This window comes from Halorubrum sp. FL23 (assembly GCF_052439115.2).
GTDB classification, from domain to species: domain Archaea; phylum Halobacteriota; class Halobacteria; order Halobacteriales; family Haloferacaceae; genus Halorubrum; species Halorubrum persicum.
The window spans coordinates 170,203-186,137 of sequence record NZ_JBQVRO020000006.1; the positions used below are offsets into that span (position 1 = coordinate 170,203).

Genomic DNA, 15,935 nt, shown 5'->3' on the forward strand with positions numbered 1-15,935 from the left:
GCAGCGAACTAGTGGAGCGTCCCCTCCCGCACGCGGTCGTCGTGCGCGAACAGCGCGTACCCCACGTCGACGGGCCGGGCGTCCGTCTCCCCGGCGATCTCGCGGATCGGCTCGATCATCGCGACGTAGTCCGCGGCGTCGAAGCGCTCCTTCCGCCCGTCGAGGTAGCCGAGTCGCTCCAGCGAGGCCCACACGCGGGTGTCGACGACCGCGTGGCGGTCGCCGTCGAGCGCGGCCAGCACGCACGACGCGGTCGGGGCCTGAAACCCCGACAACCCGGTGAGAAGGCGGATCGCCGAGAAGTCACCGTCGACCGCGCGGGCGTTGCGGGTCACCTCCCGACAGCGAGCCTCGGGGTTCCGTTCGACGTGATACGCGCTCCGCGTGGACGACTCGTAGGCGATCTCGTACAGCTGCTCTCGCGTCAGGAACCCCTGCGATCGGTAGCGCTCGCCGAACGCGGCGAGGCGCTCGGGGAGCACGCCCTGCGTCTCCGCGTACCGGTCGAGGTTCTCGGCGACGAACGCGTCAAGCTCGGGAGCGTCCATATCCGATCTCGCCGCTCGCCGACCAAAATCCCGGCGCCGCCGCTACGGCGTGTCATATACGCGAGACGCGTTTCGAGAGCTGTCCGCGTCGAACCGACGACGGTTACAGTCGGGTGAGGTTCGCCGCGCGGGGGCCCTTCTCGGACTCCTCGATCTCGAATTCTACTTCCTGTCCTTCCTCGAGGTCTGGGCCGCCGACGTCTTCCATGTGGAAGAACACGTCGTCGTCAGCGTCGTCAGTCTCGATGAATCCATAGCCGCCGGTGTCGTTGAAGAAGTCGACCTTGCCTGTCGCCATCGCGTCTGGACCAACTCCAGACTAACTGATAAGTGTTGTGTGCCACCGACACCCGGCGTGCGTCCCGGCTCAGTGCCCGCCTCAGATCACTGCTGTGCTCTCGCCATCTCCAGAGAGATGAAGAAGCCGAAGTACGCCGGGATCCCGGCGAGCATGAGCATGTACAACACCCACTGCGGCGCGGCCGAAAACAGGAAGTCGTACAGCAGCGACACGACCGTCACCCAGACGACGGCGAACGCGAGATCCTGTACCATCCCGGTGCCGTTCCCCCGAACGTGGGACCGGACTCGGTCGGCGAGGCTCTTGTCCGCATCGGCGTCGTCGATCTGATCGGTGTCGGTCATGGGTGAACGTCCGCGTCGAAATACGTTGGTGTTCCGGAACGGGTCAGTGCCGGCGCGCCCCCGTGTCGGAGCGCGCCCGGCGGTGATTCACTCCTCGTCGAGGTAGTCGACGACGAGGACGGGGACGTGTGTCGAACGCAGCGTGCGTTCGGTGACGCTCCCGAGGAGCGCCCTCCGGACCCCGGCGCGGCCGTGACTCCCCATCACGATCAGGTCGGTGTCGTTGTCCTCGGCGTAGTCGGCGATCACCTTGTGCGGGCGACCGCCCGAGATGTGTTCGACGATCTCGACGCCGCGCTCGGCGCCGCGCTCGGCGACCACGCCGGTCGCCTCGTCCGCCTGCTCTTTCAGCTCTCCCATCTCGTCGAACCGACCCTGTTTGAGCCGGTCGACCTGTTCGGTCCCGAGACTGAAGTTCACGGAGTCGATGTCGACCACGTACAGCGCGTGGACCTCGGCGTCGTACTTCTCCGCGAGGTCGAGCGCGTGGTCGACCGCGGCCTCTGCGACGTCGCTTCCGTCCGTGGGGACAAGAATGCGCTCGTACATTATCGCTCCTCCTCCGCGGTTTCGTCGTCAGCTGCGCGGCCCCCGTCGGTGGCCGCGTCGTCAGCTGCGCGGCCCCCGTCGGTCACAACGTCCTCACCGCCGTCCGCGGCGACGACGTCCTCGGCAGTCTCCTGTTGTCCCATCGGCTCGGGGCTGTGACACTGCCGCACGATCCGCTTCGTTTCGAGGGACGGTTCGTCGGTCGCCAACGAGACGGCGATGGTCACCAGGAACACGATCGGTAGCGTGATGAGCGCCGACCCGATGGCGGGCATCCACTGCGCCAGTCCCGCCGACAGCGGCGCCTCGAGCGACCCGATGTACGTCGGGACGATCTGGTTGATCATCGGGATCGACCAGAGGGTCAGCCCGGTCGTCATGCCGGCGAGCGCTCCCTGCCGGTTGGCGTTCTCCCACCACATGCCGAGGAAGAACATCGGGAACAGCACGGAGCCGGCGAGCGAGAACGCGTATCCGACGAGCGCGGCGATCGAGGACGCGGGGTTGAGCGCGGCCAGGGTGGTCAGCGCGCCCAGCGCGACGATCGAGAGGCGGCCGACGAGGATCTGCTGGCGCTGCGTCGCGTCCTCGTTGATGATGTTCGTGTAGATGTCGTGGCTGATCGCCGAGGAGCCGGCGATGAACAGCCCGGCGACCGTCGCGATCGCCGCGGCGATACCGCCCGCCGCGACGATGCCGACGAACCAGTCCGGCAGCCCCGACAGCTGCGCCGCCAGCACGACGATGACCTCGCTGGCCGCGCCCGTCATTCCGGGATCGCCGTAGGTCGGGCTGACCGTCTGCGAGTAGAGGTCGGTGCCGAACGCCGCGAATGCGGGGGCACTCCAGTACAGGATACAGATGAAGAACAGCCCCCACACCGTCGACCAGCGGGCCGTCCGTTCGCTTTCGACCGTGTAGAACCGAACGAGCACGTGCGGCAGCCCGCAGGTGCCGACGATCAGCGAGAACGTCGTGGCGACCCAGAGGTAGTAGCTCGACGAGGCGAACGGTTCGGAGAACTCGCTGCCGAGCTGGCTGATCAGCGCGCCGTACTCGAGCTGCGGCAGCACCGTGGAGTAGCCGTTGGTGTAGCCGACGACGAACAGCCCGACGACGAACGCGAGGATGAGGATCACGTACTGGACCGCCTGGTTCTTCGTGGCGCCCAGCATCCCGGACAGCGTCAGGTAGCCGACGGTGACGACCATCATCGCGACGACCATCACCTGGTACCCGTCTAAGCCGGGGATGAGGCCCCCGTAATCACCGAAGATGTACAGGCCGACGAGCGCCATCCCCTTCGCCTGCCCGATTGCGTAGACGAAGCCGATGAGGAACGTCGTCACCGCCGCGATGGCGCGCGCGGTGTCGGAGTTGAACCGGTCGCCGACGAAGTCCGGCGCCGTGTACTTCCCGAACCGACGCAGCTGCGCGGCGAGGAAGATAAGCAGGATGAAGTATCCCGTCGTCCAGCCGACGACGTACACCAGCCCGTAGAACCCCGCGAGCGCGATCGATGCCGCCATTCCGAGGTACGAGGCGGCCGACATCCAGTTCGCCCCGATCGCCATCCCGTTCTCGACGTTCCCGATGGATCGACCGGCGACCCACATGTTCTCGGTGTCGGCGACGCGGAAGACGAACCCGATAGTGAGGAACAGCCCCAGCATCGCGATCACGAGGATCGACGGTGCCAGCTTGAACGAGATGTCGAGAGCCTCCGGAAGGAGGTCGCTCTGCAGGAGGAGTGAGCTTCCCATCATTCGTCTGCCCCTCCGTCGGCCGCGGCGACCTCAGCACCGCTCGTGGTCTCCGTGGCGGTGCCGTGTTCGATACCGTACTTCTCGTCGAGCGCGTCCCGCTTACGGGAGTACCAGAACGAGAGAATCAGTGCGCTGGTCGGGGCGCCGAACGCGACGAGGAAGTAGTGGAGCGGGAACTGCAGGATCGGCATCGAGTTCGTCATCGTATCGGGCGCGAGCCGCGTCAGGGTCACCGGTCCCCACACTGCGATGACCCAGATGGCGAATCCCGTCCAGACGATACGGAGGTGATCGCGCATGTACGGCGTACTCGGATTCAGGATGTTCACCTCCGCTCCGAGGTAGTCGGTGTCGTTGTGCTTCTGTGCCGCGCCTGTGGCGACGCCGCCGTCGGTGGCCGCGTCGTTCGCTTCGCGGCCCCCATCGGTCGCCGCGTCGTCGGCTGCGCGGCCACCGTCAGTGACCGCGTCGTCCGAGCTTCGTGAGCTATTGTCTGTCATGTGTTGTGGTGTGTGTTGTCGTGGTGTGTTTATGCGATTTTATCGTGATATTTATTCGCGGTGTCGAGCGCGTCGTCTCTCGTCTAGTGTCTCGAAAACGGTGGTGTGGCGGTCAGTCGTTCTCCGCCTTCCGCTGGATCTCCTCGACGATCTCCGGGTTCCGGAGGGTGCTGGTGTTCCCCAGCTCCTTTCCGTCGGCGATGTTCTCGAGCAGGCGACGCATGATCTTCCCGGAGCGCGTCTTCGGCAGGTCGGGCGTGAACACGACCTGCTCTGGCCGGGCGATCGGGCCGATGGCGTCCTCGACGCCCGCGACGATCGCGTCGCGGAGCTCGTCGTCGCCCTCGTACCCGTCCTCGGTGGTCACGTAGGTGTAGACGGCCTCACCCTTGATGTCGTGGTTGCCGCCGACGACGGCGGCCTCGGCGACCCCTTCGACGCCGACGATCGCCGACTCGATCTCCATGGTCCCGAGCCGGTGGCCCGAGACGTTGAGCACGTCGTCGACGCGTCCGAGGACGGTGATGTAGCCGTCGTCGTCGATCTTCGCCCCGTCCTCGGGGAAGTACACCCAGTCGTCGGGGTCGTCGCTGTCGGTGTCGGAGTACTCCGCCCAGTACTCCTCGATGTAGCGCTCGTCGTTGTTGTACAGCGTCCGGAGCATGCCGGGCCACGGCTTCTGTACCGTGAGGTAGCCGGCCTTTCCGGGATCGACCTCGTCGCCGAGCGTGTCGAGGATCTGTACGTCGAGCCCCGGGATCGGCGGCCCGGCCGCCCCGGGCTTCATGTCCTTCACCCCGGGCAGCGTCGTTACCATCATCCCGCCGGTCTCGGTCTGCCACCAGGTGTCGACGATCGGGCACTCCTTGTTCCCGATGTGCTGGTAGTACCACTTCCACGCGCGGGGGTTGATCGGCTCGCCGACCGTGCCGAGCAGCCGGAGCGAGGAGAGGTCGTGTCGGTCCGGGAACTCCGCGCCCCACTTCATGAACGCCCGGATCGCGGTGGGCGCCGTGTACAGCTGGGTCGCCTCGTGGTCTTCGACGATCTCCCAGAGTCGGTCGCGCTCGGGGTGATCGGGCGTCCCCTCGTACATCACCGTCGTCGTCCCGAGCGCGAGCGGCCCGTAGACGATGTACGAGTGCCCCGTGATCCAGCCGATGTCGGCCGAACAGAAGTACGTGTCATCCGGCTTGATGTCGAGGACCGACCGCGAGGTCCACGACACCCACGAGAGGTAGCCGCCGGTGGTGTGTTTCACTCCCTTCGGCTTCCCGGTCGTCCCCGAGGTGTACATGAGGAACAGCATGTCCTCGGCGTCGCGCATGACCGGCTCGACCTCGGCGCCCTCGTGGTCCGCGACGAGGTCGTCGTAGTCGAGCTGGTCGTCGCCGAGGTCGTGACCGAAGCCGTCGCCGTTCGGACCGAGCCGGTCGACGACGACCGTGGTCGTGTCGTGCTCGACGCCCGCGAGCCCCTCGTTGGCCTTGTCCAGGTGGTCGAGGGGGTCGCCGCGGCGGTAGTAGCCGTCGCAGGTGACGAGATACTCCGAGTCCGCGGAGTTCATGCGGGTCGCGAGCGCGTCCGCCGAGAACCCGGCGAAGACGACGCTGTGGGGCGCGCCGATGCGGGCGCACGCCAGCATCGCGATCGGCAGCTCCGGAATCATCGGCATGTACATCGTCACCACGTCGTCCTCTTCGACGCCCTGCGCTCGGAGCGCGGCCGCGAACTCGTTCACTTCGCGGTGCAGCTCCTCGTAGGTGTAGGTCCGATCCTCCTCGTCGACGGGCTCGCCGACCCACTCGATCGCGGCCTCGTCGCCGCGGTCCTCGAGGTGTCGGTCGAGGCAGTTAGCCGACGCGTTCAGCTCGCCGCCCGTGAACCACTCATAGAAGGGAGGGTTGCTGTCGTCGAGCACCTGGTCGTACTCCGTCTCCCAGTCGAGCAGATCGGCGGCCGCCTCCCAGCACTGCGGCCAGTTCTCGTCGAACTCGTCGTAGACGCCGGGATCGGACACGTTCGCCTGCTCGACGAACGACTCCGGCGGCTCGAACACCTCCTGCTCTTCCAACCTCGCTTCCAGTTGACCGTCTCCCTCTGTCATGGTACGGGCATACCCAACCGATCTCACCATATAAACGCTGGCGCTAAATACGAAAAATCGTGAAGGATTCAGGGCGTGATTCGGCGCATCTCGGTCGTTTCACTCCTGTGTCGGGTGCCGGGCGCGCCGGGCGTCCTCGAAGAGCTCGTCGAGCAGCCTGCGCTGCGCCTTTCGGAGGTGATTGTGGAACGTCGGCGAGGAGACGCCCATGGCGTCGGCCACTTCCTCGGCCGTGCTCCCCCGCGGCCAGTCGAAGTATCCGCCGTGGTACGCGGCCGACAGCGCGGCCCACTGCCGGTCCGTGAACCGGTCCGTGACCCCCTCCCGCAGCGAGTCCTCGCTCCGCGGCGACCGCGGGACCGACTCCTTGCTGGCGAGCCGCGCGTCGGCGAACGCGGCCCGGAACCCGTCGGCGACGGGCCGGACGTCGGCCCCCTCCGGGAGGTCCGCGACGACCCGTACCAGTCCGTCCTCGGCGGTCGCGTCGCGGACGGTCGCGCCGTGCTCGGTGAGCGTCCGGACCGCGGAGCCGCCCTCCACGCGGGCGGACACGTCGCAGCCGTCCTCGCGCGTCTCGATCACGCGGAGGTCCGAGACGCCTGACGCGTCGGCGGCCACGTCGGCGAGCGCCTGGGGGTGCGCCCCCTCGACGGAGAGGTAAAAGCGAGAGGCGTCGTCGTCGACCGCCACCGTCGAGGCCAGCTCGATCCGACAGCCGAGCGCCGCGCTCGCTCGGGCGAGGAACGCCCCGTCGTCGCCGGTGTGGAACTCCACCTCGGTCACCGCGTCGGAGTGGAGCAGGTTTCGCCACCGCCCCGCGGTCACGGCCCAGCCGAGACACCGACCGAGTGCCGCGATCTCGCGCCGTTCGACCGGCGAGACGGGTGAGACGGCGGAGGCGGACGATCCCTCGTCGGCGACGACACACAGCGTGCCGTGAGTCACGTCGCGGTAGCGGACGGGAACCGCGACTGCCGGCCGGCCGGCGGTCGCGGTCGCCCCCTCGGTCGCGACCGGTTCCCCCGCCTCGGCCGCGTCTCGGCACAGGCCGTCGCCGCCGACGCCGCGGTCGACCAGCGTCTCCCGGTCGACGCCGGCGACGCCCGCGATCTCGACGCGATCGCGGTCCTCCATCCCGCGGATGACCCACGCCTCGGCCCAGCGGTCGGACGCGACCACGCCGCCGGGGACCGCCGTGAGGGGCGTCGACCGGTCGTCTCCGCTCGCGAGCGCCTCGAACCCCTCGAGGGCGGTCGGCGCTGCGTCCGCGGTGGGCCCGTCCGACGAGTCGGCCCGACGGCCGGCGATCGCCGAGGCGATCGCGTCCCCGTCGAGGGGTCCGAGGTAGCCGTCGAGCGTCGCCATCGTCTCCCAACCGCCGGCCTCGCGGACCGCGTGGGGGTCCACGCCGCGGTCGACGAGGAGCCGCCGCGCGAAGGTCCGCCGGAGGTCGCGGGGTGTCGCGTCGGGATCGACCGCCCCGTCGGTTCGCGCGGCGGCGCGCTCCGCGGTCTCGCTCACGATCATCTGGACCCGCCGGGGGGACACGTCGACGAACGGCTCCGACTCGTCGAGGTCCGCGCTCTCCGCGTACCGTCGCAGCTCAGCCGCCAGCGACGCCGGAATCGTCGTCTCGCGGTCGATCTCGCTCCGGTCTCTCGACGGAGGCTTCGCCTCGCCCTCGCCGCCCGCGGCCCCGGTTCCCGTGTCGTCAGCCGGGACGGCGAGGAGAGCGAGGTCCGCGTCGCTCTCCGTCTCTCGGAGGTGTCGCGGGGCGACGCGGGTGATCTCGCCGGTCCGGAGTCCGGCTTCGCCGCCGAGGCGGACGACCAGCGCGGCGCGGTACGTCTCCGCCGCGGTCACGAGCGCGTCGTACGCGTCGGCGTCCAACCCCTCTACCATACGTTTCGTATTCACACAGAGACACGAAGTAAATCTTTTGCTGAGAACGGACGATTTGCGGGTTTTGGCGGTCGCGCCGAGGTTGGGAGCGATCTACCGGCCGTGTCACGCCGCGAGAGCCGTCGAAACCGTTTCGCGTTTTCGAAGAAAGCCGAAACGAAAGCGGCACCGAACGGCGAACCGGGAGCACACCGCCCGTTACTCCCCGCGAACCGCCGACTCGATCTCGCCGACGACCTCGGGATTGCGGAGCGCGCTCACGTCGCCGAACTCGTCGCCGCGCGCGATGTCCTCCAGCAGGCGCCGCATGATCTTTCCGGAGCGCGTCTTCGGCAGGTCGGGCGTAAACACGACCCGGTCGGGGCGCGCCACGTCGCCGACCGCTTGCGCCAGTCGCTCGCCGATCGCGTCGCGGATCGACTCGTCCGGGTCGACGTCGCCCCGAGTCGTCACGTACGCGACGATCTGTCCGTCGCCGTCGCCGACGACCGCGGCCTCGGTGACGCCCTCGGCCTCGACGATGGCCGACTCCAGCTCCCCGGTGTTGAACCGGCGGGTGCGGACGTTGATCACGTCGTCGACCCGGCCGAGGATCGTCACGTAGCCGTCCTCGTCGACGGTGGCGCCGTCGCCGGTGCGGTACCGCCACCCGTCCTCGCCGTCCAGCCAGTACTCCCGTCGGTACCGCTCGTCGCCCTCGCGGAGCCCGCGGAGCATGCCGGGCCAGGGCGCGGCGATCGTGAGGTATCCCGGATCGCCGGGATCGACCGGCTCGCCGTCCTCGTCGACGACGCGCGCGTCGATCCCCGGCAGCGGCGGCCCGACCTTCCCGGGCTTCATCGGGGCGATCCCCGGCAGCGTCGCGAGGGAGATGGCGCCCGTCTCGGTCTGCCACCACGTGTCGACGATCGGCGCCTCCCCGCCGCCGACGTGCTCGCGGTACCAGCGCCACGCCTTCGGCGTGATCGACTCGCCGACGGTCCCCAGCAGCCGGATCGAGGACAGGTCGTGGCCGTCGGGGTACTCCGCGCCCCACTTCATGAACGACCGGATCGCGGTCGGCGAGGTGTAGAAGACGCTGACGGCGTTGCGCTCGATCAGGTCCCACACGCGGTCGCGGTCGGGGTAGTCGGGCGACCCCTCGTAGAGGACGCTCGTGGTCCCGACGGAGAGGGGACCGTACACGCCGTAGGAGTGCCCCGTGATCCAGCCGATGTCGGCCGCGCACCAGTAGGTGTCGTCGGGGCGCACGTCGAGCACGTTCCGGGTCGTCCACGCGACGTGCGCGAGGTAGCCGCCGGTCGCGTGCTCGACGCCTTTCGGTCGCCCCGTGGTCCCCGAGGTGTACATCACGAAGAGGAGGTCGGTGGCGTCGCGCGCGACCGGCTCGACCGTCTCCCCGTCGTGGGCGTCAACGATCGCCTCGTACTCGTGTTCGTCGTCGCCGAGGGGAACGTCGAGCGCGTCGCCGAGCCGGTCGACGACCACCGTCGCCGACAGGTCGGCGTCGGCCCGGAGGCGGGCGTTGTCCGCCTTCGACTTCTGGTTGAACGCGTCCTCCCGGCGGTAGTAGCCGTCGCAGGTGACGAGGTACGACGAGTCGGCGGCGTCGATCCGGGTCGCGAGCGCCTCCGCCGAGAGCCCGGCGAACACGACGTTGTGGGGCGCACCGATGCGGGCACAGGCCAGCATCGCGATCGGGAGCTCGGGGATCATCGGGAGGTACAGCGTGACCACGTCGTCCTCCTCGACGCCCAGATCGCGGAGTCCGGCCGCGAGCGCGTTCACCTCCCGGTGGAGGTCGAGGTAGGTGTACGACCTGCGCTCCCCGCGCTTGCCGAACCAGCGGATCGCGAGCTGGTTCCGGCGCTCGTCGAGGTGGCGGTCGACGCAGTTCGCCGCGGCGTTGAGCCGCCCGTCCGGGAACCACTCGTAGAACGGCGGGTCGCTGTCGTCGAGGACGGTCTCGTAGGGGCGATCCCAGTCCAGCAGGTCGGCGGCGCGGTGCCACGCCGACGGCCCCTCCTCGGCGAAGGCCTCGTACAGCTCCGGATCGCTCGCGACGGCCCGATCGCTGAACGCGGTGGGCGGCTCGACAGCCTCGTCGTCGCCGGCGGCGACCCCGTCCATCCGCCGGCCGTCGACTCCGGCGTAATCCATGATACTACCTCGCAATCGAAGGAATGTATACTTTGTCCGCGACCGCGGCACGCGAGCGGAGCCGAGGAGCGGCCCGTGGGATTACGTCGACTCCGCGGGGGCCAGCCCGGCCGCCTTCGACCGGGCGCGGGCGACGATCGAGGGTTTCGCCTCGAAGTCGAGGGTGACCTGATCGTCCGCGTACGCCTCCTCCTCGACGTGGCCGTGGTCGTGGATCCACGAGACGAGGCTCATGGCGTCGTCGGAGAGGGGGAGGACGAGGCGCTCGCGCTCCCAATCGGGGAGTTCGGACTCGACGCGGTCGCGGAGCTCCGCGACGCCGGCGCCCGTCTTCGCCGAGACGGCCACCGGGTCGGGAGCGACCCCCGAGAGCGCGGCGCGCTTGTCCGCCAGCTCGCCCGGGGCCAGCCGGTCGACCTTGTTGAACACGGTGACGATCGGGGCCTCGTTGCGCTCGTAGAGGGTGTCGTGACTCGTGACGAGCTTCTCGCGCATCTCCTCGACGGACTCGCTGGCGTCGACGACGAGCAGCACGAGGTCCGCGCGGTACACCGAGTCGAGCGTCGACTCGAACGACTCCACGAGCCAGTGGGGGAGGTCGGCGATGAAGCCGACCGTGTCGGTTAAGAGTACGTCGCGCTTCTCCATCTCGGCCCGGCGGGTGGTGGTGCCGAGCGTCGTGAACAGCATGTCCTGCGACTCGGCGGTCGTGTCGAGGTCGGGGTGTCGCTCGGCGTTCTCGTCGACGTCGATCTCGGCCGCGAGCCGGCGCATCAGCGTCGACTTGCCGGCGTTGGTGTACCCCGCGAGCGCGACCAGATCGAAGCCGGAGTCGCGGCGCTGCTCGCGGCGGGACTCCTCCTTCTCCGCGATCGACTCCAGCTCGTCGCGGATCTCCGAGATCTGCCGCTTGATGTCGCGCTCGACGCTCTCGTCGTACTCGCCGAGCCCCATGAACCCCGGGCGCTCGTCGCGCTTCGCGAGGCTCGCCTTCGCCTCGGCGCGCGGGAGCTCGTAGCGGAGCTCCGCCAGCTCGACCTGGAGCTGTGCCTTTCGGGTGTTGGCGCGCTGGCCGAAGATCTCGAGGATGAGCGTGAACCGGTCGATCACCTCGACGCCCTCGGGGAGCTCGCCCCCGATGTTGAACGTCTGGTAGGGCCCCACGTCGTTGTCGATGACGACGGCGGTCGCGTCGGTCCGGCGGACCAGGTCGCGGAGCTCGGCGACCTTCCCCTTCCCGAACATGAACGCGGCGTCCTCGGTGCGGGTCTGGGTGAGCTCGCCGACCACGTCGTAGCCCGCGGCGGCCGCGAGCTGCGTGATCTCGGTCAGGTCCGCCGATCCGGACTCGACGCGTTTGGCGACGACGGCGCGTCGCTCGGCGGCGCTCGGCTCGGTGTCGGTGGTCCTCCCCTCGACGCCCCCGGTCATAGCAGGAGGTCGCGAGCGGCGTACGCGGCGTGGTGTGCTGCCTGCACTGTTTCGCGTTCCCCTATGCTCTCGACGTATTTAAAGTCGGGTTGGAAGCTCAGCCCCACCCGATCCGCGGGCTCCTCGTAGAACTCGCCGCCCTCCGCGACGATCGGTCCCTCCGGCGGCTCCGGAAGGTTCCCGACCGCCTCGGCGGTGAGCGCGACGGTCGCCTCGAGGGTCGGCCCCTCGCGGACGGCGGCGAAGCCCATCCCTTCGACCGACCGGATCCGCGCCGAGTCGATACGCGCGTGGACCGCGGCCGCGACCATCAGGTACTCGCCCGCCTCCTCGTGGCGACCGCTGATGTCGACGCCGACGACCTCAGGGGCGGGCGCCCGCCACCTCAGTTCGATCGGGACGGGGATTCGTTCCGGCGGCTATCGGGTCCATACGTCCCCGTAGACCGCCCGTCGAATTGAACGTTTCCGTGGTCGACGTCGTCGCTCCCCCGGCGAGAGTGGCCACAAACATCTTCACCGGAGGCCGGTCAGTGTGGGTATGGTCCGCCGAATCCGAGGTCCCCTCCCCGCGGTAGCACTGGTTCTTGTCGTCCTCTTGGCTGGCTGTTCCGGGTTGCCTGCCACGGACCGACAGGAATCGGCTTCCGAACCGACGGTGGAGAACTTCTCGTATCCGTCGGGGTGGTCACAGGACGGGATCGCAGACGTCCCTGTCGCGCTGGAAACGCACGAGGCGACGGTGAACAACACCTCCCGCAGAAGTCGGTTGAGCATTATCGACGAGGACAGCAATCGCACGACGGTGAGAGCGGTAGACACCGAGTCCGGCACCGCCTCAGTGCGATGGAGCGATACGCTGTTCGGGAGCGACGTTCACTCCTACTACAGCGCCGAGGGCGTGTTCGAGTACGACCGAACGACGGGAGAGCTGACCCGGCGCCTCGACGAGAATTGGACACAAGACCGCGTCGCCTCGCACGAGCGGTTGCGACTGCAACGATCCCTCTCGGAACTCGAAGCGAACGCGACCGAGACGGTCACCGTCGAGGGGACGACGGCCGTCCGGTACAACGTGACCGGTATCAAGGACCCGCTCCGAGTCCCGGCCCACAACGCAACCGGGAACGTCGTCGTCACCGAGAAGGGATACATCGCGGAATTCAATATCACGAGGGGTAACGACGGGTTCACCCGGCAGACGAGACACGACGTTTCCGAGTTCGGAAACGCGACGGTGACCCGGCCCGCGTGGATGCCGGAGGAGTAGCGCTCGACTGCGTCAGGCGAGTCCGCTCCGGCTTACGCCGGATCGAACACCGACCGACTCCGTCGGTCGAGCACGACGAGGCTTACGCCTCGTCAAACAACGTCTCGCCCTCGACCATGTGCTCCTCGACGGTGTCCATGTCGAGCGTGAGGCCGATACCCGGCTTCTCCGGCACCTCGATGTAGCCGTCCTCGATGACGTCCTCCTCGACGAGGTCCTCCCACCAGCCGAGCTCGTAGGAGTGGTACTCGATCGCGAGCGAGTTCGGGATGGAGGTGCCGACGTGAGCCGCCGCCATCGTCGCGATCGGGGAGGCGACGTTGTGCATCGCGACCGGGACGTAGTACTGGTTCGCCACGTCCGCGATCTTGCGGGTCTCGCGCATCCCACCGACCTTCGGCAGGTCGGGCGCGACGATGTCGACCGCCTGGTTCTCGATGAGGCGGCGCTGTTCGGTGACGCGGTAGCGGTTCTCGCCGACAGCGATGGGCGTGGTCGTGCTCTTGGTGACCTCCTCCTGCACCTCGAGGTTCTCCGGCGGCACGGGGTCTTCGAGCCACCACACGTCGTGCTCCTCGATGGCGTCCGCGAGGCGCTTCGCGGAGCCGCCCGAGAACGTCCAGTGGCAGTCGAAGGCCACGTCGGCCTTATCCTTCACGCGCTCGGTGACCTGCTCGACGATCTCCGCCTTGTGGCGGATCTCGCCGGGGCGGAGGTGCCGGTTCGCGCGGTCCTTCTCGAAGCCGCTCGGCACGTCGAGGTCGAACTTCAGGGCGTCGTAGCCGAGCTCGTCGACGACGCGCTCGGCCTCGTCGGCGCACGCCTCGGGATCGGCCTCCTCCTCGGTGTGGCAGTCGCAGTACACGCGCATCTTGTCGCGGTACTTGCCCCCGAGCAGCTGGTAGGCGGGCACGTCGAGGATCTTGCCGGCGACGTCGTGCAGCGCCACCTCGATCCCGGAGATCGCGGTGACGGTGACGCCCTCGACGGAGCCCTCGCCCGACATCTTCTGGATGAGGTGCTCGTACAGCCGGTCGATGTCGAGCGGGTTCTCGCCGACCACGAACGGCTTCATGCGCTCGATGAGCTCCGGCACGCCGGCGCCCCAGTACGCCTCGCCGGTGCCGACGACGCCCGCGTCGGTGTACACGCGGACCAGCGTCCACGGGAAGTTCCCGTCGACCATCGTCGTCTGCACGTCAGTGATCTCGACGTCGCGCCCGCCGCCGCGCGAGCCCGTCGCCCCCATCGTCTCGGCGGAGAGCTCTCGCATCGTGTACTCCGCGTTCGGGTCGTGGAGTGACTCGTAGTTCCGGCTCATAGCACCCGATTTATTCGTAACAGGGTAAACGTTTATGTTCTTCCGGGGTCGGGTCTGGAGCCGTCGCGAACGCCGCGTTCCGCCGGCTACCTAAATAGGGAGTTTTTCATTGACGTACCCGCAACGGTCTGCATGGTCGAACTCACCGATTCGCTGAAGTGTCTCTTTACTGGAACCGTCGAAAAGCGCGGCGGCGAACACGTCGTCACGATCCCCGCCACCGAGATCGACCACGGCACGGTCGAGGCGGGCGAGTCGTACCGGGTCGCGCTCATCAAACGCGAGGGCGACGGCGGGTCGGCGGCGACCGTCGCGACCGACGGGGCCGCGGACCGAGCGGTCTCCGGCGACGGTGCGGGGGGATCGCCGGCGTCGACGACGCGACCGGCGGACGACGCCGGTGCCTCCGGCCCGCCGGTCTCCGAGGGCGACGTGCGAGAGGTGACGATCGAGACCCTCGGGGACAAGGGCGACGGGATCGCGAAGATCGAGCGCGGCTACGTCGTCATCGTCCCCGACTCCGAGCCGGGCGACGAGCCGACCGTCGAGATCACGAGCGTCCGGGAGAACGTCTCGTTCGCGGAAGTCGTTCAGGAGTAGGCAGCGCGGCTCGCCGGCGAGCGCTACCGCGGCGCGTCCGCGGGATCGCTCCGCGAGAACAGCTTCTTGAGGTGCGCCGGCGAGAAGAAGGAGCTCGGCCGGTCCATGTGCACGCCGATCTCGCCCGACAGCGCCCACAACCCGGCCCGCTGCACCGGCTCGGGGAGGGAGTAACACCGGCGGATCGCCGAGCCGAGCCGGATCTCGGTGCCGATCGCGTCGCGCCACCCCGACTCGTACGCGGCGAGCGTCGCCGGGTCCGCCGGGTCGATCGCCTCGGCCGCCACGTCGGCCGCGGTCATCCCGTAGCAGATCCCGCCGCCGGTGAACGGCTTCGTCTGCGCGGCGGCGTCGCCGATGAGGAACGCCCGGTCGGTCGTCACGCGGTCCGGCGGGCCGACCGGAATCGCCCCCGAGCAGAAGCGGTCCGTCGTCACGTCGTACGCGTCGGTGAGTCGGTCGAACATCGCGGACACGTCGTCGCTCGGCGGCGCGGCGAGCCCGTACTCGACGCCCGCGTCGCCGCGGGGGATCCGCCACGCGAAGAACGTCGGCGCGGTGAGGTGGACGTCGACGAGGTCGCCGTCGTCGGGCGCGTCGTCGAACGCGAGCACCCCGTGGAGGAGCTCGTCCGGCTCGGGGAGATCGAGCGACCGCCTCACGCGCGACGTGGGGCCGTCGCAGCCGGCGACCATCCGCGCCTCGACTTCCTCCACGTCGCCCGCTGGCGTCCGGACTTCGACGACGACCCGGTCTGAACGCTCCTCGACGCCGACGACCGTGTGGTTCTCCCGCACGTCCGCGCCGGCGTCGCGCGCGCAGTCGGCGAGCGCGCGGTCGAGCCCGACGCGGTCGATCACGTTCGAGACGGGCTCCGGCTTGTAGAACGGGTACGCTCGCGACTCCGGTCCCCCGACGTGGAACCGCGCGCCGTACACCCGATTCTGGAGGAGTTCGTCGCGGGCGTCGTCGGGGACGTACTCCCACACGTCGTCGGAGACGTGCCCGGAGCAGGCCAGCGGGGTCCCGACCGACCCCTTCTCGAAGACGACGACATCGCGGCCGGCCGCGGCGGCGCGCCGGGCGAACCGCGACCCCGGCGGTCCCGCGCCGACGACGACGAAATCGTGCATGGAC

General features: G+C 68.9%; 15 protein-coding genes. 2 read left to right on the forward strand and 13 right to left on the reverse strand.

The features are described 5' to 3' along the window. Nucleotides 1-8 precede the first annotated feature (8 nt). The 11 genes from ACT4MF_RS09620 to ACT4MF_RS09670 all read right to left on the reverse strand — a co-directional run bounded on the left by ACT4MF_RS09620 (nucleotide 9) and on the right by ACT4MF_RS09670 (nucleotide 11,955). Nucleotides 9-548, reverse strand: a complete 540-nt coding sequence (locus ACT4MF_RS09620) for a hypothetical protein (protein ID WP_444682419.1) — start codon at nucleotides 546-548, stop codon at nucleotides 9-11. A gap of 103 nt (nucleotides 549-651) precedes the next feature. Next, the gene (locus ACT4MF_RS09625; RefSeq protein ID WP_099254637.1) at nucleotides 652-846 is read right to left on the reverse strand and encodes a cold-shock protein; all 195 of its coding nucleotides are present in this window, start codon (nucleotides 844-846) and stop codon (nucleotides 652-654) included. An 86-nt stretch (nucleotides 847-932) separates the two neighbouring features. Beyond that, entirely contained in the window at nucleotides 933-1,193 is a 261-nt protein-coding gene (locus tag ACT4MF_RS09630) for a DUF8119 family protein (RefSeq protein WP_444682418.1), read from the reverse strand. A gap of 87 nt (nucleotides 1,194-1,280) precedes the next feature. Next, nucleotides 1,281-1,742 carry a universal stress protein gene (locus ACT4MF_RS09635; protein WP_444682417.1) on the reverse strand — a complete coding sequence of 154 codons (462 nt, stop codon included), beginning with the start codon at nucleotides 1,740-1,742 and terminating at the stop codon, nucleotides 1,281-1,283. Beyond that, entirely contained in the window at nucleotides 1,742-3,508 is a 1,767-nt protein-coding gene (locus ACT4MF_RS09640; protein ID WP_099254640.1) for a VC_2705 family sodium/solute symporter, read from the reverse strand. Before ACT4MF_RS09640 ends, ACT4MF_RS09635 begins: the two co-directional genes overlap by 1 nt. Next, on the reverse strand, nucleotides 3,505-4,008 hold the full coding sequence (locus ACT4MF_RS09645; RefSeq protein WP_444682416.1) for a DUF4212 domain-containing protein: 504 nt from the start codon (nucleotides 4,006-4,008) through the stop codon (nucleotides 3,505-3,507). Before ACT4MF_RS09645 ends, ACT4MF_RS09640 begins: the two co-directional genes overlap by 4 nt. Before the next feature lie 112 nt (nucleotides 4,009-4,120). Further along, the gene (gene acs / locus ACT4MF_RS09650; RefSeq protein WP_444682415.1) at nucleotides 4,121-6,115 is read right to left on the reverse strand and encodes an acetate--CoA ligase; all 1,995 of its coding nucleotides are present in this window, start codon (nucleotides 6,113-6,115) and stop codon (nucleotides 4,121-4,123) included. A gap of 99 nt (nucleotides 6,116-6,214) precedes the next feature. Next, on the reverse strand, nucleotides 6,215-8,017 hold the full coding sequence (locus ACT4MF_RS09655) for a bacterio-opsin activator domain-containing protein (RefSeq protein ID WP_444682414.1): 1,803 nt from the start codon (nucleotides 8,015-8,017) through the stop codon (nucleotides 6,215-6,217). A 198-nt stretch (nucleotides 8,018-8,215) separates the two neighbouring features. Beyond that, on the reverse strand, nucleotides 8,216-10,177 hold the full coding sequence (acs, locus tag ACT4MF_RS09660; RefSeq protein WP_444682413.1) for an acetate--CoA ligase: 1,962 nt from the start codon (nucleotides 10,175-10,177) through the stop codon (nucleotides 8,216-8,218). An 81-nt stretch (nucleotides 10,178-10,258) separates the two neighbouring features. Next, nucleotides 10,259-11,608 carry a GTPase HflX gene (gene hflX / locus ACT4MF_RS09665; protein WP_444682412.1) on the reverse strand — a complete coding sequence of 450 codons (1,350 nt, stop codon included), beginning with the start codon at nucleotides 11,606-11,608 and terminating at the stop codon, nucleotides 10,259-10,261. Next, on the reverse strand, nucleotides 11,605-11,955 hold the full coding sequence (locus tag ACT4MF_RS09670) for a DUF2209 family protein (RefSeq protein ID WP_099254646.1): 351 nt from the start codon (nucleotides 11,953-11,955) through the stop codon (nucleotides 11,605-11,607). Before ACT4MF_RS09670 ends, hflX begins: the two co-directional genes overlap by 4 nt. A gap of 193 nt (nucleotides 11,956-12,148) precedes the next feature. On the opposite strand from ACT4MF_RS09670, the gene ACT4MF_RS09675 reads away from it, so the two are divergent. Further along, nucleotides 12,149-12,877, forward strand: a complete 729-nt coding sequence (locus ACT4MF_RS09675; RefSeq protein WP_444682411.1) for a DUF7537 family lipoprotein — start codon at nucleotides 12,149-12,151, stop codon at nucleotides 12,875-12,877. 82 nt (nucleotides 12,878-12,959) lie between these two features. Here the strand turns inward: ACT4MF_RS09675 and ACT4MF_RS09680 are convergent, their stop codons facing one another. Continuing rightward, a complete protein-coding gene (locus ACT4MF_RS09680) occupies nucleotides 12,960-14,198 on the reverse strand; it encodes a mandelate racemase/muconate lactonizing enzyme family protein (RefSeq protein WP_099254648.1) in 1,239 nt (412 codons plus the stop codon). Between the two features lie 132 nt (nucleotides 14,199-14,330). On the opposite strand from ACT4MF_RS09680, the gene ACT4MF_RS09685 reads away from it, so the two are divergent. Next, nucleotides 14,331-14,798, forward strand: coding sequence for a TRAM domain-containing protein (locus tag ACT4MF_RS09685; RefSeq protein WP_099254649.1), 468 nt, complete (start codon nucleotides 14,331-14,333; stop codon nucleotides 14,796-14,798). 23 nt (nucleotides 14,799-14,821) lie between these two features. Here ACT4MF_RS09685 and ACT4MF_RS09690 read toward each other — a convergent pair whose 3' ends face one another. Then, nucleotides 14,822-15,931: a geranylgeranyl reductase family protein gene (locus tag ACT4MF_RS09690; protein ID WP_444682410.1), complete on the reverse strand. Its 1,110-nt coding sequence runs from the start codon at nucleotides 15,929-15,931 to the stop codon at nucleotides 14,822-14,824. Between the last annotated feature and the right edge of the window lie 4 nt (nucleotides 15,932-15,935).

What these genes read in the sequence shown, in the direction of transcription:
- ACT4MF_RS09655 (WP_444682414.1), bottom strand. Translation starts at nt 8,017, where the DNA reads ATGGTAGAGGGGTTGGACGCCGACGCGTACGACGCGCTCGTGACCGCG.
- ACT4MF_RS09675 (WP_444682411.1), top strand. Translation starts at nt 12,149, where the DNA reads ATGGTCCGCCGAATCCGAGGTCCCCTCCCCGCGGTAGCACTGGTTCTT.
- ACT4MF_RS09690 (WP_444682410.1), bottom strand. Translation starts at nt 15,931, where the DNA reads ATGCACGATTTCGTCGTCGTCGGCGCGGGACCGCCGGGGTCGCGGTTC.
- acs (WP_444682415.1), bottom strand. Translation starts at nt 6,115, where the DNA reads ATGACAGAGGGAGACGGTCAACTGGAAGCGAGGTTGGAAGAGCAGGAG.
- ACT4MF_RS09645 (WP_444682416.1), bottom strand. Translation starts at nt 4,008, where the DNA reads ATGACAGACAATAGCTCACGAAGCTCGGACGACGCGGTCACTGACGGT.
- ACT4MF_RS09635 (WP_444682417.1), bottom strand. Translation starts at nt 1,742, where the DNA reads ATGTACGAGCGCATTCTTGTCCCCACGGACGGAAGCGACGTCGCAGAG.
- hflX (WP_444682412.1), bottom strand. Translation starts at nt 11,608, where the DNA reads ATGACCGGGGGCGTCGAGGGGAGGACCACCGACACCGAGCCGAGCGCC.
- ACT4MF_RS09620 (WP_444682419.1), bottom strand. Translation starts at nt 548, where the DNA reads ATGGACGCTCCCGAGCTTGACGCGTTCGTCGCCGAGAACCTCGACCGG.
- ACT4MF_RS09640 (WP_099254640.1), bottom strand. Translation starts at nt 3,508, where the DNA reads ATGATGGGAAGCTCACTCCTCCTGCAGAGCGACCTCCTTCCGGAGGCT.
- ACT4MF_RS09625 (WP_099254637.1), bottom strand. Translation starts at nt 846, where the DNA reads ATGGCGACAGGCAAGGTCGACTTCTTCAACGACACCGGCGGCTATGGA.
- ACT4MF_RS09630 (WP_444682418.1), bottom strand. Translation starts at nt 1,193, where the DNA reads ATGACCGACACCGATCAGATCGACGACGCCGATGCGGACAAGAGCCTC.
- ACT4MF_RS09685 (WP_099254649.1), top strand. Translation starts at nt 14,331, where the DNA reads ATGGTCGAACTCACCGATTCGCTGAAGTGTCTCTTTACTGGAACCGTC.
- ACT4MF_RS09680 (WP_099254648.1), bottom strand. Translation starts at nt 14,198, where the DNA reads ATGAGCCGGAACTACGAGTCACTCCACGACCCGAACGCGGAGTACACG.
- acs (WP_444682413.1), bottom strand. Translation starts at nt 10,177, where the DNA reads ATGGATTACGCCGGAGTCGACGGCCGGCGGATGGACGGGGTCGCCGCC.